This is a genomic window from Aureibaculum flavum (assembly GCF_016406085.1).
GTDB classification, from domain to species: domain Bacteria; phylum Bacteroidota; class Bacteroidia; order Flavobacteriales; family Flavobacteriaceae; genus Aureibaculum; species Aureibaculum flavum.
In genome coordinates, this window is sequence record NZ_JAEHFJ010000008.1 from 114,070 (window position 1) to 136,286 (window position 22,217).

23 protein-coding genes are annotated in these 22,217 nt (G+C 31.3%); 20 read left to right on the forward strand and 3 right to left on the reverse strand.

Features of this window, described 5'->3' with window-relative positions:
• Nucleotides 1–7 precede the first annotated feature (7 nt).
• From JBL43_RS15430 to aroC, 3 genes are all read right to left on the reverse strand, one after another.
• Nucleotides 8–3,172 (reverse strand): S41 family peptidase, encoded by a 3,165-nt coding sequence (locus tag JBL43_RS15430; RefSeq protein ID WP_198842302.1) that lies wholly within the window; start codon nucleotides 3,170–3,172, stop codon nucleotides 8–10.
• A gap of 124 nt (nucleotides 3,173–3,296) precedes the next feature.
• On the reverse strand, nucleotides 3,297–4,118 hold the full coding sequence (locus JBL43_RS15435; protein ID WP_198842303.1) for a T9SS type A sorting domain-containing protein: 822 nt from the start codon (nucleotides 4,116–4,118) through the stop codon (nucleotides 3,297–3,299).
• 286 nt (nucleotides 4,119–4,404) lie between these two features.
• A complete protein-coding gene (gene aroC, locus JBL43_RS15440) occupies nucleotides 4,405–5,466 on the reverse strand; it encodes a chorismate synthase (RefSeq protein ID WP_198842304.1) in 1,062 nt (353 codons plus the stop codon).
• A 433-nt stretch (nucleotides 5,467–5,899) separates the two neighbouring features.
• On the opposite strand from aroC, the gene JBL43_RS15445 reads away from it, so the two are divergent.
• The 20 genes from JBL43_RS15445 (at nucleotide 5,900) to JBL43_RS15540 (ending at nucleotide 22,112) form a co-directional block, all read left to right on the forward strand.
• Entirely contained in the window at nucleotides 5,900–6,370 is a 471-nt protein-coding gene (locus JBL43_RS15445; protein ID WP_198842305.1) for a hypothetical protein, read from the forward strand.
• Nucleotides 6,371–6,462: 92 nt separating this feature from the next.
• Nucleotides 6,463–7,683: an efflux RND transporter periplasmic adaptor subunit gene (locus JBL43_RS15450; protein WP_198842306.1), complete on the forward strand. Its 1,221-nt coding sequence runs from the start codon at nucleotides 6,463–6,465 to the stop codon at nucleotides 7,681–7,683.
• 6 nt (nucleotides 7,684–7,689) lie between these two features.
• Nucleotides 7,690–8,442: an ABC transporter ATP-binding protein gene (locus JBL43_RS15455; RefSeq protein ID WP_198842307.1), complete on the forward strand. Its 753-nt coding sequence runs from the start codon at nucleotides 7,690–7,692 to the stop codon at nucleotides 8,440–8,442.
• 10 nt (nucleotides 8,443–8,452) lie between these two features.
• Nucleotides 8,453–9,667 (forward strand): ABC transporter permease, encoded by a 1,215-nt coding sequence (locus JBL43_RS15460; RefSeq protein ID WP_198842308.1) that lies wholly within the window; start codon nucleotides 8,453–8,455, stop codon nucleotides 9,665–9,667.
• 39 nt (nucleotides 9,668–9,706) lie between these two features.
• On the forward strand, nucleotides 9,707–9,925 hold the full coding sequence (locus JBL43_RS15465) for a hypothetical protein (RefSeq protein ID WP_198842309.1): 219 nt from the start codon (nucleotides 9,707–9,709) through the stop codon (nucleotides 9,923–9,925).
• 25 nt (nucleotides 9,926–9,950) lie between these two features.
• Nucleotides 9,951–10,316 carry an arsenate reductase family protein gene (locus JBL43_RS15470; RefSeq protein WP_198842310.1) on the forward strand — a complete coding sequence of 122 codons (366 nt, stop codon included), beginning with the start codon at nucleotides 9,951–9,953 and terminating at the stop codon, nucleotides 10,314–10,316.
• Nucleotides 10,317–10,478: 162 nt separating this feature from the next.
• Nucleotides 10,479–10,895: a hypothetical protein gene (locus tag JBL43_RS15475; protein WP_198842311.1), complete on the forward strand. Its 417-nt coding sequence runs from the start codon at nucleotides 10,479–10,481 to the stop codon at nucleotides 10,893–10,895.
• A gap of 118 nt (nucleotides 10,896–11,013) precedes the next feature.
• Complete coding sequence (locus tag JBL43_RS15480) at nucleotides 11,014–11,364, forward strand: carboxymuconolactone decarboxylase family protein (protein ID WP_198842312.1); 351 nt, start codon at nucleotides 11,014–11,016, stop codon at nucleotides 11,362–11,364.
• An 80-nt stretch (nucleotides 11,365–11,444) separates the two neighbouring features.
• The gene (locus JBL43_RS15485) at nucleotides 11,445–12,266 is read left to right on the forward strand and encodes a 5'-nucleotidase, lipoprotein e(P4) family (RefSeq protein WP_198842313.1); all 822 of its coding nucleotides are present in this window, start codon (nucleotides 11,445–11,447) and stop codon (nucleotides 12,264–12,266) included.
• 217 nt (nucleotides 12,267–12,483) lie between these two features.
• Nucleotides 12,484–14,166 carry an ABC1 kinase family protein gene (locus JBL43_RS15490; protein ID WP_198842314.1) on the forward strand — a complete coding sequence of 561 codons (1,683 nt, stop codon included), beginning with the start codon at nucleotides 12,484–12,486 and terminating at the stop codon, nucleotides 14,164–14,166.
• A gap of 20 nt (nucleotides 14,167–14,186) precedes the next feature.
• Complete coding sequence (locus JBL43_RS15495; RefSeq protein WP_198842315.1) at nucleotides 14,187–15,458, forward strand: MgtC/SapB family protein; 1,272 nt, start codon at nucleotides 14,187–14,189, stop codon at nucleotides 15,456–15,458.
• Between the two features lie 180 nt (nucleotides 15,459–15,638).
• Nucleotides 15,639–15,911, forward strand: a complete 273-nt coding sequence (locus JBL43_RS15500) for a DUF5661 family protein (RefSeq protein ID WP_198842316.1) — start codon at nucleotides 15,639–15,641, stop codon at nucleotides 15,909–15,911.
• A 129-nt stretch (nucleotides 15,912–16,040) separates the two neighbouring features.
• Entirely contained in the window at nucleotides 16,041–16,550 is a 510-nt protein-coding gene (locus JBL43_RS15505) for a ferritin (protein ID WP_198842317.1), read from the forward strand.
• 57 nt (nucleotides 16,551–16,607) lie between these two features.
• Entirely contained in the window at nucleotides 16,608–17,426 is an 819-nt protein-coding gene (locus JBL43_RS15510; protein WP_198842318.1) for a DUF1269 domain-containing protein, read from the forward strand.
• 35 nt (nucleotides 17,427–17,461) lie between these two features.
• A complete protein-coding gene (locus tag JBL43_RS15515; RefSeq protein WP_198842319.1) occupies nucleotides 17,462–18,172 on the forward strand; it encodes a 2,3-bisphosphoglycerate-dependent phosphoglycerate mutase in 711 nt (236 codons plus the stop codon).
• 11 nt (nucleotides 18,173–18,183) lie between these two features.
• A complete protein-coding gene (locus JBL43_RS15520) occupies nucleotides 18,184–18,675 on the forward strand; it encodes a hypothetical protein (protein ID WP_198842320.1) in 492 nt (163 codons plus the stop codon).
• A 15-nt stretch (nucleotides 18,676–18,690) separates the two neighbouring features.
• Nucleotides 18,691–19,191 carry a hypothetical protein gene (locus tag JBL43_RS15525; RefSeq protein WP_198842321.1) on the forward strand — a complete coding sequence of 167 codons (501 nt, stop codon included), beginning with the start codon at nucleotides 18,691–18,693 and terminating at the stop codon, nucleotides 19,189–19,191.
• A gap of 60 nt (nucleotides 19,192–19,251) precedes the next feature.
• On the forward strand, nucleotides 19,252–19,752 hold the full coding sequence (locus JBL43_RS15530; RefSeq protein ID WP_198842322.1) for a hypothetical protein: 501 nt from the start codon (nucleotides 19,252–19,254) through the stop codon (nucleotides 19,750–19,752).
• Nucleotides 19,753–19,772: 20 nt separating this feature from the next.
• Nucleotides 19,773–20,342 (forward strand): HdeD family acid-resistance protein, encoded by a 570-nt coding sequence (locus JBL43_RS15535; protein WP_198842323.1) that lies wholly within the window; start codon nucleotides 19,773–19,775, stop codon nucleotides 20,340–20,342.
• 180 nt (nucleotides 20,343–20,522) lie between these two features.
• A complete protein-coding gene (locus JBL43_RS15540; RefSeq protein ID WP_198842324.1) occupies nucleotides 20,523–22,112 on the forward strand; it encodes an oleate hydratase in 1,590 nt (529 codons plus the stop codon).
• The last annotated feature ends 105 nt before the right edge of the window (nucleotides 22,113–22,217 follow it).

Here is a 22,217-nt window from a genome sequence, read left to right on the forward strand (position 1 = left end):
CCAAATACTATTTATTTAGTTCTTTTAATAGTATTTCAATGGCTTTATCTAATTGAGGCTGCTTACCTTCTAATCTATCTTTAAAGCTTTCAGCGACATAAACATCAGGACTTACACCTTCACTTTCTAAGTTTTTACCATCGAGGGTATAACATCCCCAAGAAGGTAATCGATAAAAAGAGCCATCAACTAAAGATTTACCTGTGGTAAAAATAATCCATCGATACGTTTCAGTTCCAACAATGGTACCTAAACCCAACTCTTTGAATCCACTCGCAGTCATCTCAGCATCAGATAATGATTGTTCATTAATTAAAAGAACAATTGGTTTATTACCATAATTAAAATTAGACTGACCGGTTAACTTCCCTTCTCTATATTTCCAATTTAAATATTTTTTTTGTTGTAAAAAATTAAGCACACCATCATGTACATTTCCACCTGTGTTAAAACGTAAGTCAACTATTAAAGCCTTTTTATCGGCCTCGTTACTTACTAAATTTTCTTTAAATTTTGTCAATTCTCCACCAGACATATTTTTCATATGAACATAGGCTATTTTATTATTTGATTTATTATCTACATAGTTTTGATTAAAATCTTGCCATTCATCATAAAGTAAGCTTTTGATAGTATTAGTTGATGCAGTATGAATATTTACTTTATGTTCAACACCTTTACGTTTCAATGTTAGCGTAATCTCATTTATAAAAGAGGGAACAGAGAAGTATTTTTCTCTATTTTCTGTTTTTAAAATTTTCACTCCATTTACGGCTACCAATTCATCACCCTTTTTTATGTTTTTACCTTTTACATCTGTCGGACTTTCCTTTACAATCGCATCTACGATAAACGGATCAGTATTATTAAATAAAATTCCGGTTGCTAAAGAACGCGTACCATAATAAACATCTTGTTCATCACCGTGAGAGTTGAATCCAAAATGTGATGTGTTCAATTCACCCAACATATCATTAAAAATTAAGCTCAAATCATTTCTACTGGTAACATTGGGTAAATATTGAGCATAATGGTCGCGTAATTTTTGCCAGTTTTGACCATGGAAATTTTCATCATAGAAATTCTCTTCCATACCCGCCCAAGCTTCATAAAACATTTGGTCAAATTCATTTACAAGAGCTTTATTAAATGTGAAATTGGTTTCAATTTCCTTTAACTTATTACCATCAATATCAAGTGTTGCAATAGCTCCATCAAAAAGGATATAATTGTTTTTAGATGAGGATACAATTTGATAACCATTAATGCCTTTATCACTTACACTTTCGGTTTTGTTTTTTTCAAAAGGTTCTAAAGTAGTTTTCCATAGTTTGTTTTTACCTTCACTATGATTAGAAATATAATAAATATAGGTTTTATCATCTTTTGTTATTACGGTAATATTTTCTTGCTGACCAAAACTTGGACTAATTTGTTTGAGACGTTCCATTGTATTATTTGGGTTAATAGTAACCACTGGTTTTACAACTTTTTCTTCCTCTTTATTTTTGTCTTTTTCCTTTTTTGATTTAGATTCCTCTTTTTTCTTTTCTTCAAATAATTTTTCAATCTTATCTAATTTAAAAGGGGCTTCATATTTATCTAAAGCCATTTGATAAATTTTAGAATTTGTAGTGCCCATAGGATAGCCTGGTTGTAGTTTATCAGAAGAAAAGTAGATAAATTTACCATCAGGAGACCAAGTAGGTTCTGATTCAGATACTTTGGTATTGGTTAAGTTTGTTGTTTTTTTTGTAGCGATTTCATAAGTAAAAATGTCAGATTCAAAATTGCGATGTGCATTGTAAACTACATACTTATCATCTGGAGAAAAATAAGGATTACTATTATAAAAACCCCATAATTCATCAGTTACAATGGTGTTTGTTTTAAAAGTAATTAAATCTAAAATCATTATATTATTTCTTCCACTGATATAAACACCCTTTGTTCTATCACTATTAAAAGTAAGTTGTCTATTATTTTTATTGTTTTTTGTAATTTGTTTTTTATTGGAATTATCTTCGGCATTTATTGAATACCAATTGTAGTACCCTTTTAAGGATTGCGAATAAAGTAACGTTTTATTGTTTTTTAACCATTTTACTTCTTGTACGGCTTCTATCGGGTCCGTTTTTATTTCTTTTATAAATTTTCCTTTTATATCAGAAATAAATAATCTACCTCTTGAAATAAAGGCTAACTTTTTATCATCTGGTGATACATCAAAATAGCTTATTTTACCTTTAGTTTTAAAACTCTGATCTTTATTTAAGGTATTGTTTTTAAAAATTCGAATTATCGGTTTATTCGTTTTACCAGAGGTTACATCATATACATAAATTTGATAATCTTTTCTAAAAACAACTTTTTCTCCATTGGCACTCACTTTAGGCCACATTATTGAAGTTTTAAAATTTGTAAGTGATTTTTTTACGCCATTATTAAATGTGTAAAGATTGTATTCATCATTGGCTTCATCAGATTTAAAATAAAGCGTTCCATTTTTATCGAAAGTGGCTCCAAAATCTTTACCTCTATATGTTGTATATTTTTTAAATGCCTTGGTTTTTGTATTGTATGATTTTATGTCAGGATTGTAATCTCCTTTATATCTTTTTCTATGTGCAAATCGACCACTTTCCCATGATTCGTTAAAATAAATTTCATCATTAATAGGATTTTCAACTACGTTATGTACCGTGTTAAAATAGTTTTCAAATAGTCGTATGGGCGTTCCACCATTTTTATGAATACTATAGGTTGTAAAACTATTAAACCTTCCAGAAGTAAAATAAATGGTAGCACTGTCCCAACTCCAAGAAGAAACTTTATCATCACTTTGATGAAAAGTAAGTTGCGTAATTTCTCCACCTTTTAAAGGAATAATGTATACATCTGCATTCCCAAATTGGGTACTAGAAAATGCTAACCATTTTCCGTCAGGAGATACGCTAGGATTGGTTTCTTCGCCTTCCATTGCCGTAAGTCTTTGAGCATTTCCTCCAGAAGTTGGTACTTTCCATAAATCACTATCCATACTGAAGATAATTGATTCGGCATCTGGTGTGAATGTTGGATCAAGTGTAAAAAAAGTATCGGTATCTTGAGCGGAGGTAAGATGGACTATTGAAAAAGCAATAGTCATTAACAGGAATTTATAGAACTTCATAATAATAAGGTTTGGTTTAAACCTTAAAATTACCAAATTTTATTAGAAACAAGATTAATTGCAGAAAAACGTATGGTTAAAATTATCTAGATCAATAATTTAACCTTTAAAATAAGAAACAAAACTATTTAATAATTTTAAAAGTCCCATTTTTATCACCAACTTCTACTTGAATTAAATAGACACCATCGGGCAAATTATCCATGTACAATTTAGATTCAGCAGCAACAGGTTTTTTTGACATTACTTTTTGGCCAATCGTATTGTAGACATTAACTATAGCAATGTTTTCATTTGCTCTTAAGGTTAATACATCATCCGTTACTGGATTAGGAGAATAATTAAATCCTACAGAAACTAAATCTTCAATACTCGCAGTTGTTGTGTTCAGTAAGGTATAGTGATCAATACCTACACCCCAAGTATAGGTGTTTTCATCATCATAAATAAATTTGACTTTAAAAGCATTATTAATATATGCGGTTACATCAATGGAAACACTTTGATTAGATCCAGTATTAGGAGCTGTATCATCGCCATTTACAAAGAGAACATTTTGCCATACTGTACCATCCCAAACATCAACCATAAAATTACCACTATTACTAAATGTCTGATGATTATAAACAAGCTCTATAGCAGCAGTAGAAACACTTGCAGCTATTAAATCTACTGTTGGACCTTCAAGTTCTACATAATTATTTACAAAACTATCACAGCTGTTGTCATTAAAAATCACCCCACCCGTAGAGAAACTTGCAGGTGTTGTATAGCCACTACCAATGAGAGAACCTGTATATCCAAACTGCCAAGTGCAGCCTGTAGGACCAGAAGTTGCAGACCAACCCTCAGGAATTACTGACGCATCAAAATTCTCCTCTTGAATTTGAGCGTTGCTTATCCAAGCGATACAGCATAACATACACAGTAAAATTACTTTTCTCATAGAATTGAATTTTAATTCCACTATAATTATTCGAATTCTACTTGATATATGTTTTTAAGTAGTAATTTTTTTCCATACTTTTTTGTTTATGATAAGCTCGTTATTAAACAGCATTCATCATTTATTATAAACAATCTAAGTTAGAGGTAAATAGTATAACGTAAAAAGTGTTAAAATATTTTAGAAAAAGTGTACTATAAAATAAACGTCAAAAATGTACGGAAACTATTAGAAACACTAATGCTCAGCATTAGTACAATAGCCCATGATATTACGGAATTAAAAACTAAATTTTACTTGAATTATCTAACAAATAAAAATCCATCAAAACCATAGCCGTTAAAGCTTCTACAATAGGTACAGCTCTGGGTACAACACAAGGATCATGTCTTCCTTTACCTTGCACATTTACGGCATTGCCATCAGCGTCTATGGTATCATATTTTTGAAGTAATGTGGCTACCGGTTTAAATGCGACGTTAAAATAAACATCCATTCCATTAGAAATACCACCTTGAATACCACCAGATAAATTTGTTTTAGTAGAACCATCCTCATTAAAAGCATCATTATGTTCAGATCCTTTTAGTTTTGTGCCTTCAAAACCACTACCATATTCAAACCCTTTTACAGCGTTTATGGTAAGCATGGCTTGACCTAATCTGGCATGTAATTTATCAAAAATGGGTTCGCCAAAACCTAAGGGTACATTTTTAGCTACACACGTAATGGTTCCACCAATGGTATCACCTTGTTTTTTAATAGCTTTAATATGATCTATCATTTTTGTTGCAGTTTCTGAATCAGGACAACGTACAGCATTTGATTCTGTTTGCGATAAATCTAATTCTTGATAGGATTTATCTAAAGTAATAGCTCCTACAGAATTGGTAAACGCATTAATTTTTATGTCTTTGAGTATTTGTTTGGCGATGGCACCTGCAACAATCCAATTGGCAGTTTCACGAGCAGATGAGCGTCCTCCACCTCTAAAATCTCTTAAACCATATTTCTTAGTATAGGTATAATCGGCGTGAGAAGGTCTAAACGTATTTTTAATATCTGAGTAATCTTGCGATTTTTGGTTGGTATTTTTAATTATAAAACCAATAGATGTACCCGTAGTTTGACCATCAAATATACCCGATAAAAACTCAACAGTGTCAGGTTCTTTACGTTGGGTAACAATAGCAGATTGCCCAGGTTTACGTCGATCTAATTCATTTTGAATCGCTTTAAAATCTAATGTGATACCAGCGGGACAGCCATCTATAACACCACCAATAGCGGCTCCATGTGATTCTCCAAACGTAGTCAGTTTAAATAATTTTCCTATACTGTTGCTCATTTACTAAAAATTGAAAAGCAAAGGTAAAATAATAATTCTATACTATAAGCTTAGGTTCAATATAACTTTTCTATCGTATTGTTATCTTTTTAAGGATTTGAATATTGAATATTCATTTTTATATTGATAAAACATTATAAATAACTCACCCTTTTAGCGGCTTTAAAATAGAATTCACCTGTGTCGCATCATTTATCATTTCATTCTGTTTATTATGCCAATTTGTAAAACGCAATCATTTTCATAAAATGACCTACGTCATTTTATGAAATATTAAGAAGACATAATTTTATATTAAAATAAAACAACATTAAAAGTCAGATTTTAAAGCGTCTATAATTTTTATTAGAACGGATTTATAGCATCAAAGTTTAGTAATTGAAGAGAGTATACAGTAACGTTAAGAATTAAATGAACCCATAAAAAATTTATTATGAATAATTTTAGATACAGACCAAAAGACAATTTTATTCAAGAGGCAGATTGGAAACAACTTTTTGTTCTTACAGAACACTGGAAATCTGACCTTTTATTTTTTGCAGATGATATAAAATTTCTACACGATTTAATTGATAAATATTTTCTATGGATAGCAAGAAAAGAACATATAGATAAGGTACAAGAGATAGAAATTAACTTGTTAAATGTAGATAGACAAAATTCTTTATTATTAAAGAAAACGAATAAACATCTAGAACATTTGGAAGCTTTAATTGATGATCCATTTAAATACGATGCTTATGAATTTAGAAATGAACATGAGCAACTCGAAGATGATTTATCTGATTTCTTAAAATCTTTTAGAAAAAATAGAAAGGAAGTTTTCAGTATTACAGAATTTATAATTGATAAAGAAGAATTGGTAAGGCATCTAGACTTTAGTAAAATTAAAAATTATGCATAATGTAGTTGATTTTGCATCAATAGGTAACATTGACCTGTGCCATTCTAATTAGAATTCATAGATATGATTTTACAATTCAAAATTGATAGGAGATGAAAAAATACAGATGGTTAATAGTTACGATAGTTGTTGTTATTGCGGCAATAGGTTATTTTTATGTAAGACCTAAAATTGAGTCAAAAAAAGTGGATTATACGTCTACTGTTTTTCAAAAAGGTGATATTGAGTCTGATGTGTCTAGCACAGGAACATTAGAAGCCATTAATACTGTAGATGTAGGTACACAAATATCAGGTACTATTTCTAAAATATATGTTGATTACAATGATCGGGTAAAGGCGGGGCAATTATTAGCTACGATGGACATGAAAATGCTAAGCACTGCATTAGAATCTGCTCAAGCCAATTTAGCCGTGAGTCAAGCACAATTGAATCAGGTTGAAGATGATTATAATAGAAATAAAGTGCTATTTGAAAAAGATGTTATATCTGAAAAGGAATTTAATACTTCAAAGTATAGTTATGAGCAGGCTGTTAGTTACAAAAAAGCATCTCAAGCTGCACTTACAAATGCACAAGTTAATATGGGATATGCAAAAATATTATCACCTATTAATGGTGTAGTTATTGAAAAAGCGGTAGATGAAGGACAGACTGTTGCTGCAAGTTTTTCTACACCAACAATGTTCATTATAGCGGAAGACTTGTCTAAAATGCAAATTTTGGCAGATGTTGATGAAAGTGACATTGGTTATGTAAAAGATAGTATGGACGTACGTTTTACCATACAAACTTATCCAGATAAAAAGTTTTTTGGTAAGGTAAGTCAGGTTCGATTACAGCCTACAGAAATAAATAATGTAGTTAATTATCAGGTGGTTATTGATATAGAAAATAAGGGAGGGTTATTAATACCTGGTATGACTACAAACATAGAGTTTATTACAGCTAAAGCAAATGATGTATGGCTTATAAATAATTCTGCTTTACGCTTTAGACCCACCGAAGCAATGCTAAAAGAAGTTAAACCTATATTAGAAGATAAGGCAAAAACAATTTTATCTGATTCTCTACAAGTAGTGTTTAAAAATGCAATTAACAATGAAGAGTTGTTTACGCCAACAAATTTCAAGAAAAATTTACCCGCCAATATTAATGGTTTCTTTTATAAGAATGAAAATGGAAAACTAGATTTCAAATTTATAGAAACAGGTATTACATCTGGGTTACAGTCTGAAGTTAAAAAATTTCTAGATGGATCGGAAATAAATGAAAGTATAAAGGCTATTAACGGTATAAAATCTAAAAAATAGAAAAAGATGCCTGCAAAAAAAGTCATAGAAACCAAAAAGCTAAACCGTATTTTTAAAAATGGTGAAATCGAGGTGCATGCCCTAACGGACATTGATATGATTATTGAAGAAGGTGAATTTGTAGCCATTATGGGGGCATCTGGTTCTGGAAAGTCAACCTTACTACATATTATTGGCTGTTTAGATAGAGCGACCTCAGGAGAATATGATTTAGACGGAGTGCAAGTAAATAAATTAGGTAAAAATCAGTTGGCAGATGTTCGAAATCAAAAAATAGGGTTCATTTTTCAAAGTTATAATTTATTAGCTAGAACTACAGCATTGGAAAATGTTGAATTGCCTCTTATTTATGATAGAACGGGGCAATTTCCGAACTCAAAAGAGTTGGCTCAAAAAGCCCTTGAACAAGTGGGTTTGGCAGATCGTATTTACCATAAAACGAATGAACTTTCAGGTGGACAACAACAGCGTGTCGCTATTGCTAGGGCATTGGTTAACAATCCCGCTCTTATTTTGGCGGATGAACCTACGGGTAATTTAGATAGTAAAGCCAGTATTGATATTGCCGATCTTTTTGTTCAATTGAATAACGAAGGAAAGACGATTGTAATGATTACGCACGAACCAGAAATTGCACAATTTGCGAAACGCATGATTTATTTAAGAGATGGGCAAATTATTTCTGATAAAATGATAGAAAAAAGAAGTACCAAAGCATTTGCACTCAAAGAATTAGAAAAACCAGTTGAAACACCTTAAAAGAATACTTATGAAAAGGTTTTTGAAAATATTTAAAGTTGCTTTTATATCTATCTATAAGAATAGGACGCGGAGTTTATTAACAATGCTAGGTATTATTATTGGAGTTGGAGCTGTTATTATGACCATATCAGCAGGTGAAGGAGCAACATTGGAGGTGGAAAACCAAATATCAGGGTTAGGTACCAATCTATTGATGATACAAACCAAGTCAGAACATAAGGCCGGTATAAATGTTAGAATGGGACGTCCCATTAATGAAAAAGATTTTGATATACTTAAAAAAAATTCAGTTTGGATGCCCCAATTATCTCCTTTAGTAGCTATTGGAGCACAAGCTATCGGACCAAGCGGTTATAAATCGACTATGGTCTATGGTGTTTCTTACGATTATTTTTATATCACTAGTAGAGCATTACAAACCGGTAGTTTTTTTACCGAAGATGATGTGCGAACAGCAAAAAAATATTGTGTTATTGGCCAAACCATACGTGAAGAACTTTTTCCAGGGGAAGACCCAATCGGTCATCAAATACGTATAGATAAAGTGCCTTTTACTGTACTCGGTCTTTTAACTGAAGAAGGTTCAGGTGGTATGCAGGATATGGATGATATAATATTGGCCCCTTATACAACAATTCAAAATAGGCTGTATGGTCATCAAAATGGTTATACTATGATTATGGCAAGTGCGTTAAGCGAAGATCATATTGCTGATGCTGAAATGGAAGCTTCTGAACTTTTAAGAGAGTCTCATAAAATAATGGATGGAGATGAAGATGATTTTGAAATTATGACGCAAATTGAACTGCAGGAAATTACGGGGAATGTTACAGGAATCTTAACCATTCTGTTAGGTGCCGTAGCTAGTATTTCATTAATTGTTGGAGGTATAGGTATCATGAATATAATGTTGGTTTCGGTTACTGAGCGAACACGTGAAATAGGTACTAGACTAGCAATTGGTGCAAGAGAAAGCGATATTTTAACGCAGTTTTTAATAGAAGCTATAGTGCTAAGCTTAGTGGGTGGTATTTTAGGAATAGTATTTGGAATTTTAGGAAATCAAATTATTTATAAAGTGACTGGGTTTTTTATTCCCACTGTTGGGTATTCCATACTCATTGGGTTTGGATTTTCAGCACTTGTTGGTGTGGCTTTTGGATATTTTCCAGCACGAAAAGCAGCAAAATTGAATCCGATAGATGCATTACGATATGAATAGAAAGTAACATAAAAGTAAGACAAATAAAAATATAAAATTATGAAAGATCTACATACCATACTTAAGGAAATTACAAAACTAACCTTGAATATTGAAATGAATTATCCTGAGCTTTATCGCTCATTAGATGAAAACCCGATGACATTACCTGTAACGAGTCATCCTCATATAGATAAAAAGGTAATGCAGGAATATTTAGAAGGCTTAAAGGAGTTGTTGGAGCGGTATGTAGCGGAAGAGAATACTAAAAACAAATGAAAAATCAACTTTTAAAATCTACATTATGGGAGAAATCGCTACATCAAATAGAGAAATAACTTTGTTTTATAGTTCAAATTCTGAAAGAGCAAAACAGGCTTTAGCGTATGCAAAAACAGAAGGATTGGCTATTCACGAAGTAGATATATTAAAAACGAAACTTACAGGTCTCCAAATAATAGAACTAGCGGAAAGATTACATATAGAAGTTGCTGATCTTGTAAATCAAGAACACCCTGCATATACTTCCCATTTGCAACATCATAATTTATCAACGGATGATTGGATAAAAATGATACGGCATAATCCAGAGATTATGAAACAACCCATTGCTTTGAAAGGCGATAAAACAGTATTGGTTGAAACACCTACGGATATTTTAAAAATATAAAAAACAATTCGAATAGCTTACATCAAGACAACTGAAGTGATGAAATTATTTTATTACTGTAACTGACCATGGTCATTTCAAGAATTCTTCTATTAAACTAGCTTTGGTATACCTTTAAACGAGTAGTGAAATATAAAATTTAATTTTTTAAATAATAAAGTCATGATTAAAGAAAACACAAAAAATTATAGTGATTCAAAAGCTTCAAAAACAAAAGAGCTCGGTATCTATATGGATCATTCAACGGCAAAATTAATTGATTTACGTTCAGAAAAAAATAGTTATACAATCACCTCTGAATTTACTTTTGAGACAAAAGAAGAGGCCCTAACTAGAAGTGAAAACCTTATGCATAATAAACGACAACAAATGCAGGAAGAATATTATGAGAAAATAGCTAAAGTCATTTTGAAATATGACGAAGTACTTCTTTTTGGATTAACTAAAGCTAAAACAGAACTCTATAATTTTCTGAATGAAGATTTACGTTTTAAGGATATTAAAATTAGTGTTGAGCCTGCCGATAAGTTAACGGTAAACCAACAAGATGCTTTTGTGAGAACTTTTTTTGAAAAATAAACCTTGTTAGTTTGTTATTGGGTATATCAATTAAAAAAAAATGAAAACATGGTGGTTAAAAAATAATTATCATTTTCTATAAATAAAATGAAAACATAACCAATTAAATTTTTTAATTATGATTAAAGACTATTCTAAACATTATAGTAATCTTACCAAGTTAATGGGGGAATTGGGAGCTGAAATGCCCGAAGTCATGGGTGGTTTTAATACGTTACATGAAGCTAGTATTAAAGAAGGTGTACTCTCTTCAAAAAATAAAGAGCTTATTGCATTAGGCATTGCTATAACGGTAAGGTGCGATGGTTGTATTGCTTTTCATGTACACGATGCTTTAAGTGCAGGAGCCAGTTCAGAAGAAATTATGGAAACTATTGGTGTTGCCATTCTAATGGGAGGAGGACCAGCATTAGTGTATGGTTGCCAAGCCATGGAGGCATTAAGTCAATTTGTGGTCTTAGAAAGATAGTTATTTCTTACCAGATTATTTTTGTAATTCTAAATAAAAATTGGTCATTTGTTCTTTCAAAGAATAAATAAAAATAAATAATGAAAAACCATAAATTACTAATTATCATTTTTGCGTTTATATTTCTTTATGGATGTAAAACGCAACAGGTTCATTCTAAACAAGAAGTAAGTGGAAATGTTCCTCTTCGAGAATATTCAATTCAGGCAGTTTTATGGCAGCAAAATGCAGCAGAATATAGAGCATTGGCCTATCAAGCATTTAATTTAGCACAGCTTCAGTTAGACAATATAATTGCGAATAACAAAGATACAAAGAAGCCTCTTGCAATAGTAACAGATATTGATGAAACGTTATTAGATAATAGTCCATACAGCGGAAAACAGATAGAACTTGATGAAGAATATACGTCACTCAGATGGGCAGAGTGGGTAAAACTAAAAAAAGCAGAAGCGATACCGGGTGCATTACAATTTTTTAATTATGCGAAAAGTAGCGGTGTAGAAGTGTTTTATATTTCTAACAGATCTATCAAGCAAAAAAATGAAACCATTGAGAATCTTCAATTAAGAGGATTTCCTTTTGCTGATAATGCACATGTTTTATTAAAAGATGAAACGAGCGGAAAAGAACCAAGAAGACTTCAAGTACAAGAAAATTTCGAAATTGTATTATTAATTGGTGATAATTTATCCGATTTCTCGGAAACATTTGAGAACAGTTCTACAACGGTTAGAAATAACAAGGTAGATAGTTTAAAATCGACATTTGGAACAACGTTTATTGTACTACCCAATCCAATGTATGGAGACTGGGAAACAAAGGGTATCATGGAAGGGAAATATGATTGGACAAATTTTCAAAAAGACTCACTTCGCGTAAAAAAAATAAAATCTTATTAAATGTCTTAGAAAGGTAATATTTTAAAGAATGATCTAAGTCATTTTGAATGTGGTATTAAATTTAAATCTTTGAGGTATAGAATACTGAGAGGTATGATACTGAATTTGCTATAAAACTGTAAGAGATTCCGAATAAAATGGAATCTCAGAAGAGGTATATACAACTCTTAAAAAAGAATTCTATTTTTTTAAGAAAATATATAACTAATATTATGTTATGGCAGGTTTAAAAATTCCAAAAAAACAGGAGCTTAAAAGATATAACAAACTATTTGCTGTACTCACAAAATACGGCTTTGAGGATGTTATGGCTCACAACCAAATAAAAAAAATAATTCCCAAAAGTTACCTTAAAAAACATCCTGATACACAAAAGAATCTTTCTTTTACCAAATTTGAGCGGATACGAATGGTGTTGGAAGAGTTGGGACCGACTTATGTGAAATTGGGACAAATATTTAGTAACAGAGAAGACATGTTGCCTCCTGGTTTAATAAAGGAACTTGTAAAGCTACAAGATCATGTACCTACATTAAAAAATTTCACTATTAATGAAGTTGTTGAAAAGGAACTAAAAATAACCCTTACAGATTATTTTCAATCAATTGATGCAACGCCATTAGCAGCGGCATCACTAGCCCAAGTACACAAAGCAATTTTATTAAATGGTAATGAAGTCGTATTAAAAGTACAACGGCCCGATATTAAGGAAACAATAGAAGCTGACATTTTGGTGATGACACAAGTTGCTAAGAGTTTAGAAAAACATAGCAGTCAAGCAAGAGCTTTTCAACCCATGCAAATTATAGCTTCTTTTGAAAAAAGTATTAGAGAAGAGCTTCTGTTTTTACATGAAGTAGAAAATATGGAGCACTTTGCTAAAGATTTTAAAGGCAATGCATCTATTTATGTACCTAAAGCGTATCGAGAATTATCTACAGACCAACTTATCTGTATGGAATTTATCGATGGAATTAAAGTTTCTGAAATTGACAAGCTTTCTTCGTTAAATATAGATTGTAGTGCTGTAGCAAAGATAGGCGTAGATTTATACTTAGAACAGATTTTAGAGCAAGGCTTTTTTCATGCAGATCCGCATCCTGGAAACATTTTTGTACTTCCAAAGACCCAACAAATTTGTTTTATTGATTTTGGCATGATGGGTTCAATTATGCCAAATGACAGAGAAACGTTAAGCGATCTCTTGTTGTATTTTATGAAAAGTGATGTTAAAAAAATAATTCAATTATTAGAGAAAATTGCGGTTAAATGCAACATTGATGATTATAAAAAATTAGAGTATGATTTGTATGAATTGATAGAAGGGGTAAGCAATACCTCTATTAAAAACATTAGAATGGGAACTGTTCTTAATCAGTTTAAATCCGTTTTATACGGAAACCATTTAATTTTACCCCACTATATGTATATGCTCATTCGTGGATTAATAATTATAGAAGGCGTAGGTTTAAAATTAGACCCTAAATTTAATATTACAGATAATTTAGAACCTTACACTTCTAAAATTACGAAAAAGCGTTTCAGTCTAAAACGTTTGTTAAAAAGGAACTTTACAAGATTACAAGATCTAAACAGTCTTGCTGATTCATTACCAGACAACATTAATATCATACTCAATAAAATTAAAGAAGGAAAATTAGTTATTGTACATAAGCACCAAGGGCTAAAAGAATTTCAAAACACATTGAATAAAGCTTCTAATCGTTTAGTTTTTGCGGTAATTATAGCCGCATTATCAATTGGTTCATCCATTTTAGTGATTGCTAAAATGCCTCCTTTGGTATATGGTATTCCTTTACTCGGAGCTATTGGTTTTATACTCTCTGCAGTTTTAGGATTTTATATCGTTATTTCCATTTTTAAGAATAAAGAGTATTGATTTTTTAATATTCAAAGATTATGCAAATACATCAAGAAATTAGCGAGTTGGTTGGGTCTTACATATTGGGTGTACTTATAAGTTTAGGTATTGGTTTAATATTGGGGCTTGAAAGAGAATATGACAAACTAAAAGAAGAAAGAGGTTTTGCAGGTATTCGTACATTTCCTATGGTTGCAATTCTAGGGTTTACTTTAGGGACATTAACTGAAAAATTTACGCCATGGCTCTTAATCGTAGGTTTTGGTTCATTTATTTTCTTTTTGGTACTTAATCATTTTTACCAGAAACAGGAAGAATATGCTAAGGGGATTACCACCAATATCGCATTGATCGTCACTTTTGTTTTAGGGGTTATGATCTCGGCTGAATATTATCGAAATGCGGTAGCTACTGCTGTTATAATTGTAACATTACTTTCTCTCAAAAATCGATTTCATTCTGTTATTAGTAATATAACTTCTGAAGAACTATTCGCATTTATAAAGTTTTCAATAATAGCGTTATTAATTCTGCCTTTTCTACCTAACAAAACGTATGGCCCAGATAATTTGCTCAACCCTTTTGAAATCGGTTCCATAATCGTAATTGTCTCTTTTTTAAATTTCATAGGCTATTTTTTAGTGAAATTTGTAGGTTCTAAAAAAGGGATTCTTCTTACCGCTATTCTTGGCGGTTTAATATCTAGTACAGCAGTGGCTTGGAATTACGCATCAAGAAGCAAGGATTCTCCAGAACTTTCTAAAAAATATAGTGCAGGTATCATTGTGGCCTCGGCAATTATGTTTCCTAGAATAGCCTTATTAGCTTATATATTTAACAATGCAATTCTTAAGTATTTAGCAATTCCGTTTGGTTTATTGACTTTGATTTGTATTGTGGCTACATTACTCTTAATGCGAAAAGATGACAGTAAGCCAGATACTGATATTAAACTGGGTAATCCGCTTAACATGTTAAATGCTATCGGGTTTGGGGTAGTGTATTTAGTGATCCTTTTTGCCGTTTATTATAGTAATCGATTTTTTGGTGAAAGTGGTTTGTATTATTCTGCATTAATAGCAGGTTTGGCAGACACCGATGCCATTACTATTAGCATGGCTAAGTTTTCTTTAGATGGTGAAAAATTGCAACTCGCATCATCAGTTATAATTGCAGCTACGATGAGTAATATGTTTGTAAAGCTTATCACTACAATAATAAAAGGTTCAAAAACTGCCGGCAAATTAGTGAGCTACGCTTTTGGCAGTGTCATTTTGGTGGGTGTTATCTATATTCTCATCCATAACTGATAAAGAACTTTATTTACTCTTCATTTATCATTCCTAGGTTCTAAATAAAAATAATTAAAAAACTTTCTTCTTTATGAACATGCTGACCTAGGTCAGTGTCACTATTGTTTAAGCAAATTAATTTTGTTGGTATAATTTAGACAGGGCGTATAAATTTTCTGTCAATTAAATAAGAATATAATGGGAAAATTAAACTCAGAAGAAGCAAAAGTAATCGGAAATAATTTGGGTATCGATTGGAATGCTATTCGATTAGAAGAATTCACAAAAGGTGTAAATGTTGAATTTGAACATGGCACTAGATATCCAGAAACCAATGTGACTAATAATGATAAAGAATTAACAGGAAAAATAGCTTGGGCACATTTAAAAGAGTTTCCTGATTATTATACGCGGTTAGAGAAAATGGAAAATAAAGCGGAAGCGTATTGGAAAGAACGAGAGTTAAACTAATGTGAAAATTTTATTTGCTCTGACCTGGGTCAGTGTATAACTGTTCAGAGCTATCTAATTTTGACCTATAAATTTTTAATAAGAAATAAAGAATAATAACAACAATATATAATTTAAAAAAATGAAATCATGGAAACAAAATCAGAATTTTTAAGCGAAGCTATGGTTAAGTTACTTAATTATCGTGTAGAACAAGAAGAGTATTCTTCAAGAATATACTTGGCCATGTCTACTTGGTTAGATGATAAGGGGTTTGTGGGAGGTTCTAAGCTATTTAAACAATATAGTGATGAAGAAATTGTACATGCAAATAAAGCAAGAAAAATGCTTTTAGCAAATGGGTTACGACCTGTAACACCAGCTTTAAAACAACCAAAACAAGATTTTTTAAGTCTATCTGATGTCATACTATCAGCATTGGCACATGAACAAGAAATTACTAGACAATGTTATGCACTTACTAAAGCTGCCCATGACGAAGGCAATTTTATGGTAGTTGAATTGGGCTTATGGTATTCTAAAGAACAAGCAGAGGAATTAAGTAAAGTGCAGTATTTAATAGATCGATTGGAAGCTTTTGGAGAAGAGTTAAGTATGTTGAGAAAATTGGATGATGAAATGGGTCAATTGGCATCATAATTAGTTCGTGAAATTTACATAAAATAGAAAAAAAATAACATTTAAATAACAAATAAAATGGCAAATATTATAGTAGTTCCCTTTAAGGAAGAAAAAAAAGCGATAGAAGCTTTACACAAAATTAAAGAATTAGACGCTTATGGAGATATTACCCTCTATGAACATATGATGATTCGAAAAAAAGAAAACAATCAATTTGAAGTATTAAACGATCAAACTGATGAAGAAGGCTGGAGAACCTTAACTGGTGCTGCAGTTGGTGGTTTATTAGGAGCCATTGCAGGACCTGTAGGTTTTGTTATCGGATTATATTCAGGTTTAGCCGTAGGTGCAATTGCCGATGTAAGTCGTTATGATTTTGAAGATGATTTTGTAAAAAAAGTAAGTAATCAAATGACTGTGGGTACCATTGCTATAATTGCTGAGGTAGGAGAAGACAGTTCCGTTTTTATTAATGAAGCTCTTGAACCTTATACTTCAGAGATTATGAGAAGTGAAGCAGGAATAGAATTTGACGATTATGTAGATGAGCAAATCGAAGATATCGAAGATAAAATTGAAGATCAACGCGAAAAACTTAAAAAAGCCACTAAGGAAGAAAAGGTTAAAATAAAATCTAAAATAGCTGAATTGAAAGCAAAACGAAAATCCAAAATTGCGGCATTGGAAACAAGAAGAAAACAGATGCTAAAGGCTATTAAAGATAAATCGGATGCTCGTTTAAAACAAATGGAAAATCGTTTGAAAGAATATGAACATTCTGTAACAAGTTCTATAGTAAAAGCTAGGAAAAATAGATTGAAAAAAAGAATCAAAAAAGAAGAAGAAAAATTATACCAATTACATGATGCCTTAGGTGAAGATATTGTGGATTGATTATAAGATTTTTTAATATTTAAAATGTAGTAGAGATGGGAAAGTTAATTTTAGTGAGACATGGAAAAAGTATATGGAATGTAGAAAATATATTTACAGGATGGACAGATGTTGATATAGCAGCTGAAGGTATTGGAGAAGCCATAATAGCTGGTGAAATAATTCGAGATCGTAATATATCCATTGATATTTGTTTTTCATCTTATTTGAAAAGAGCCATAAAAACTGCTGCTATAATTTTGGATACCAGTGATATGATGTACATAGATTTTATAAAAAGTTGGAAGCTAAATGAGCGTAATTACGGTGCTTGGCAAGGAAGAAATAAAGATGAAGTAAAAAGAGATGTTGGTGAAGATTTTTATTGGAAGGTTAGGAGGGGATTTAGCACTCCACCTCCTAAATTATCCGTAGATGATGAACGGAATCCGAAATTCGATGAGAAATACAAAAAAGTCAATGTAAATGAATTACCCATCGGTGAATCATTACAAGACACCAAACAAAGAACAGTCTCCTATTTTTATGAAGCTATTGTCCCTGAACTTGTAAAAGGTAAGACGGTATTGGTGGCAGCTCACGGAAATTCTATTCGGGCTTTAATAGGTCATATTGATGGTGTTGTTGCTGAAGAAATGCCTAAAGTTGAGGTGCAGACAGGTGTTTTAAATATTTATGATTTTGATGATATCATGAATGTTAAAGAGAAATATGTACTTCAAAAAGATGTTGAAGTATTTCATTAAAACAGCTCAAAATGAAGACATGTGTTGCAAATTTATTCATACTGATTATGCTAATAGGTATTATTTGTACAAGCTGTGGCACTGCTAAAACAAAAACGGTACATAGGTCAAAAAAAAATACGAAGACAGCCAATATGGACTTAAATAAAAACGCCAAAAATGCTATAAAAGATATTGATATCACTGAAAATGAAGAATGGAAAAAAATTAATAGTGATTCTCAAAAAAAAATATTAGAAATAGAGAATCAAATTGAAGCATTAAGAGGGAAGATTGCAAATCATGACAAAAAAGATCAAAAGAAAAAAATCAAAACACTGGATTCATTAGAAGAAAAAAAGAATATACTCAAATCGAGATTAGTTAAAATTAACAAAAGAATTAAATCAAATATAGAGGATATAAATAGAACACAAGAAGTAGTGACAATAGCTTTCGAAAAGGACTTTGTTCAAGATTTAAATGAGCTTTTAAAAGGGCTTAGAGATTTTTTAAAAAATTAATAAAAATAAATAGTAATGAAAAAAAATATTTTGTCCTTTACCATAATAGTTCTTATGGTAGGGAGCATTTTAACAAGCTGTGGAACTGCAGTAAAGAAAGATGTTGCATCTGCTAAAGAAAATGCAAAAGCAACACATAATGATTTGAATCAGGCAAGAAAAGATTCTCAAATAGAACTTAGTACTACTATGAAATCAGATTGGGACAAATTCAAAGTAGATTCTCAAGTTGCATTAGACAATAGTAAAATCGAAATTGAGAAATTACGCGGGGAAATAGCAAGTGCCAATGAAACACGTCAGCAAGAGTTAAATAAAGAACTTGACAAATTAGAACAAAATAGGAATAATCTTAAAAAAAGATTGAAACAAAAAAACAATTCACTCGAAAAAAGTTTGACTAAAATTAATGAAGCCGACAATATATTAAGAAAAGATTTTCAAAAACAGTTTGTTTCGGATATGAATGAGTTACAAACAGCATTAAAAGATTTTTTCAGTAAAAACGCTATATAACACAGTAATAAGATCTCTTAATAATAACAATAAAATAATAACAATGTAAATATTAAAATTATGAAAACAAAAATTTTATCCTTTACCGTAATCGTTTTTATGGTGGGAAGCATTTTAACAAGTTGTGGTAATCAATCCAAACAAGATGCAAAAGAAGTAAAACAAGATGCAAAAGAATTAAGTAAAGATTTAAAACAAGGAGCAAAAGACTCTAGTCAAGAAATTAAAACAGCAGTACAATCAGATTGGAATACATTTAAAACTTCATCTGAAAAAGCTATTGAAAATACAGACAAAGAAATTAAAGTGCTTAGAACAAAAATTGCTAAAGCCAATAAAAATGAAAAAGAAAAATTGACAAAAGCATTGAATAAGTTAGAAGAAAAAAACAAAGAACTTAAAGAAAAACTAGTACAAAGAGGTAATGAATTTAAAGAAGATGTAATTGATTTTAACGAATCAGCAAAAGCAAACGAACAAAAATTTGAAAGAGAGTTTACTCATGATATGGATGAATTAGATACCGCTTTAAAAGATCTTTTTAAAAATAACGTAGACTAATAATTCTAAACTATAAAATCATGGCAACTTCAATTTTAAGTTCAGCACAAGCTGCAGTAAAAAATTGGTGGATTTCTCTCTTAATAGGTATCCTATATATTATTGCAGGAGTTTGGGTGTTTCAAACACCATTAGAAAGTTATGTATCATTAAGTATTATTTTTAGTGTATTCATCTTTGTTTCAGGTATCTCTCAAATCGCTTTATCTATTTCAAGTAAAAATGAAATGCAAGATTGGGGATGGTATTTGGCTGGTGGTATTCTAGATCTTATAATAGGTATATTATTGATAACACATCCGTTAATGACTATGGCCATTTTACCTTTTTATGTAGGTTTTTGGTTACTATTTCAAGGTTTTATGGCAATTGGTTTGTCATTTCAATTAAAATCAGTTGGAGGTCCTTCTTGGGGATGGTTACTATTTTTAGGAATTCTTACATTATTATTTTCATTTCTATTATTAGCAAATCCAATTTTAGCAGGCGTAAGTATTGTTTATATGACAGCTATGGCATTTGTTACCGCTGGTATATTTAGAATCATATTGGCCTTTAATTTAAAAAAAATAAAAAATACTATAGATTAATTAATATAAGCAATGTTATAACTGTAAACTGATACAAGTTTTTTTAATTTGGTGTTTTCTTTGTTGTCATATTTATAAACCCATTTGTTGGGTAGCTAATATTAAAAACTGACTTATAGAAAATTCGTTGATAGCTATAATCCTGTTTTTTAATTTTCATAATTGAAAATTTTAGAAATCATGATAAAAAACAATAAAGAAATTAAAGCCTATTTAGTAGGTGGAGGTATTGGATCTATGGCAGCTGCCGCATTTATGATCCGAGATGGAGAGATTCCAGGAGAAAATATAACAATTTATGAAGCACTACCAGTATTGGGTGGAGTTTTAGATGCTGCTGGAAATGCAGAAAGTGGTTACTCAATGCGTGGAGGACGTATGTTATGTGCAGATATTTATGAGTGCATGTGGTCTCTAATGAAAACGATTCCATCACTAACAGACCCTAATATATCTGTTTATGACGAAACTGTAGAATTCAATAAAGTGGTTAAAACGGATGCTCATGCACGTATTATCAACAAAAACCGTGCGGTTCCAGATCTTTCTTCATTGGGTTTATCAATGCACAATCGATTTGAACTACTTAGACTATTAGAAACCAGTGAAGAAAAACTTGGAAATGATAGGATTACAGATTGGTTGTCGCCAGAACTTTTAGAATCAAATTTTTGGTACATGTGGATTACTTCATTTGCTTTTGAACCTTGGCATAGTGCTGTAGAATTCAAACGTTATATGCATCGTTTCTTAAAACAGTTTACACAAATTGCAACCATGGGTGGAATTTCACGTACGGTTTACAATGAATATGATTCGATTGTACGTCCTCTTGAAGCTTGGTTAGTAGAAAAAGGAGTTAAGATTTTAAAAGGACATAAGGTTACCGATTTGAATCTCGATTTTGATGATGAAGATGGTAAATGGGCTGTAAACAAGCTAGAATACGATTTTGAAGGTAAAACAGAAACAATTCCCATTAGTAAAAATGACCTAGTATTTTTCCAAAATGGTTCAATGGGAGATGCAACCAGTATTGGGTCAATGACAAGCCCTCCAGAACATTTAACTAAAGAAGATAGTAAAGGTTGGGTTTTATGGGAAAAATTAGCAAAAGGACGGCCTGAATTTGGTAATCCTGCTGTATTTAACTCTAGCATACCAGAGTCTAATTGGGAATCATTTATTGTAACGTTAAAAGATCCCGTGTTTTTTGATAAAATGGAAGAATTGACAGGAAATAAACATGGTACAGGGGCTTTAGTCACTTTTAAGGATTCGAATTGGTTATTATCAGTTGTATTAAAACACCAAAGACGTTATCCACAACAACCAGATGGTGTACAGGTATTTTGGGGCTATTCTTTACGACCTGATCGAATTGGAGACTTCGTTAGTAAGTCAATGACCGATTGTAATGGTAAAGATATCCTTAAAGAAATATGTGGACATCTTCGATTTGATATGGATGAGGTGTTTTCAAAAGCAACCTGTATTCCTTGTAGAATGCCATATATCACTAGTATGTTCATGCCTCGTACAAATACAGATCGACCATTACCTGTACCAAAAACTTCAAGAAATTTGGCCTTTGTAAGTCAATTTGTAGAGATTCCTCATGATACCGTTTTTACAGTTGAATTTTCTGTGCGAGCAGCACAGATGGCAGTTTATGAATTATTGGATATTGATTTAGAAATACCACCTATTACACGTCATGATAAAAATTTAAAAGTGAATCTTGAAGCGGCACTTAGAACGTTAAAATAGGAAAATAACAAGTCCTCAAGGAACGTTTGGACTTTTCTTGAGGATAAAAAAATAGTATTGATTAATTATTATAAGCAGTGTTATAAGAGATAGAGGACATAAACC

What these genes read in the sequence shown, in the direction of transcription:
- JBL43_RS15430 (WP_198842302.1), bottom strand. Translation starts at nt 3,172, where the DNA reads ATGAAGTTCTATAAATTCCTGTTAATGACTATTGCTTTTTCAATAGTC.
- JBL43_RS15435 (WP_198842303.1), bottom strand. Translation starts at nt 4,118, where the DNA reads ATGAGAAAAGTAATTTTACTGTGTATGTTATGCTGTATCGCTTGGATA.
- aroC (WP_198842304.1), bottom strand. Translation starts at nt 5,466, where the DNA reads ATGAGCAACAGTATAGGAAAATTATTTAAACTGACTACGTTTGGAGAA.
- JBL43_RS15445 (WP_198842305.1), top strand. Translation starts at nt 5,900, where the DNA reads ATGAATAATTTTAGATACAGACCAAAAGACAATTTTATTCAAGAGGCA.
- JBL43_RS15450 (WP_198842306.1), top strand. Translation starts at nt 6,463, where the DNA reads ATGAAAAAATACAGATGGTTAATAGTTACGATAGTTGTTGTTATTGCG.
- JBL43_RS15455 (WP_198842307.1), top strand. Translation starts at nt 7,690, where the DNA reads ATGCCTGCAAAAAAAGTCATAGAAACCAAAAAGCTAAACCGTATTTTT.
- JBL43_RS15460 (WP_198842308.1), top strand. Translation starts at nt 8,453, where the DNA reads ATGAAAAGGTTTTTGAAAATATTTAAAGTTGCTTTTATATCTATCTAT.
- JBL43_RS15465 (WP_198842309.1), top strand. Translation starts at nt 9,707, where the DNA reads ATGAAAGATCTACATACCATACTTAAGGAAATTACAAAACTAACCTTG.
- JBL43_RS15470 (WP_198842310.1), top strand. Translation starts at nt 9,951, where the DNA reads ATGGGAGAAATCGCTACATCAAATAGAGAAATAACTTTGTTTTATAGT.
- JBL43_RS15475 (WP_198842311.1), top strand. Translation starts at nt 10,479, where the DNA reads ATGATTAAAGAAAACACAAAAAATTATAGTGATTCAAAAGCTTCAAAA.
- JBL43_RS15480 (WP_198842312.1), top strand. Translation starts at nt 11,014, where the DNA reads ATGATTAAAGACTATTCTAAACATTATAGTAATCTTACCAAGTTAATG.
- JBL43_RS15485 (WP_198842313.1), top strand. Translation starts at nt 11,445, where the DNA reads ATGAAAAACCATAAATTACTAATTATCATTTTTGCGTTTATATTTCTT.
- JBL43_RS15490 (WP_198842314.1), top strand. Translation starts at nt 12,484, where the DNA reads ATGGCAGGTTTAAAAATTCCAAAAAAACAGGAGCTTAAAAGATATAAC.
- JBL43_RS15495 (WP_198842315.1), top strand. Translation starts at nt 14,187, where the DNA reads ATGCAAATACATCAAGAAATTAGCGAGTTGGTTGGGTCTTACATATTG.
- JBL43_RS15500 (WP_198842316.1), top strand. Translation starts at nt 15,639, where the DNA reads ATGGGAAAATTAAACTCAGAAGAAGCAAAAGTAATCGGAAATAATTTG.
- JBL43_RS15505 (WP_198842317.1), top strand. Translation starts at nt 16,041, where the DNA reads ATGGAAACAAAATCAGAATTTTTAAGCGAAGCTATGGTTAAGTTACTT.
- JBL43_RS15510 (WP_198842318.1), top strand. Translation starts at nt 16,608, where the DNA reads ATGGCAAATATTATAGTAGTTCCCTTTAAGGAAGAAAAAAAAGCGATA.
- JBL43_RS15515 (WP_198842319.1), top strand. Translation starts at nt 17,462, where the DNA reads ATGGGAAAGTTAATTTTAGTGAGACATGGAAAAAGTATATGGAATGTA.
- JBL43_RS15520 (WP_198842320.1), top strand. Translation starts at nt 18,184, where the DNA reads ATGAAGACATGTGTTGCAAATTTATTCATACTGATTATGCTAATAGGT.
- JBL43_RS15525 (WP_198842321.1), top strand. Translation starts at nt 18,691, where the DNA reads ATGAAAAAAAATATTTTGTCCTTTACCATAATAGTTCTTATGGTAGGG.
- JBL43_RS15530 (WP_198842322.1), top strand. Translation starts at nt 19,252, where the DNA reads ATGAAAACAAAAATTTTATCCTTTACCGTAATCGTTTTTATGGTGGGA.
- JBL43_RS15535 (WP_198842323.1), top strand. Translation starts at nt 19,773, where the DNA reads ATGGCAACTTCAATTTTAAGTTCAGCACAAGCTGCAGTAAAAAATTGG.
- JBL43_RS15540 (WP_198842324.1), top strand. Translation starts at nt 20,523, where the DNA reads ATGATAAAAAACAATAAAGAAATTAAAGCCTATTTAGTAGGTGGAGGT.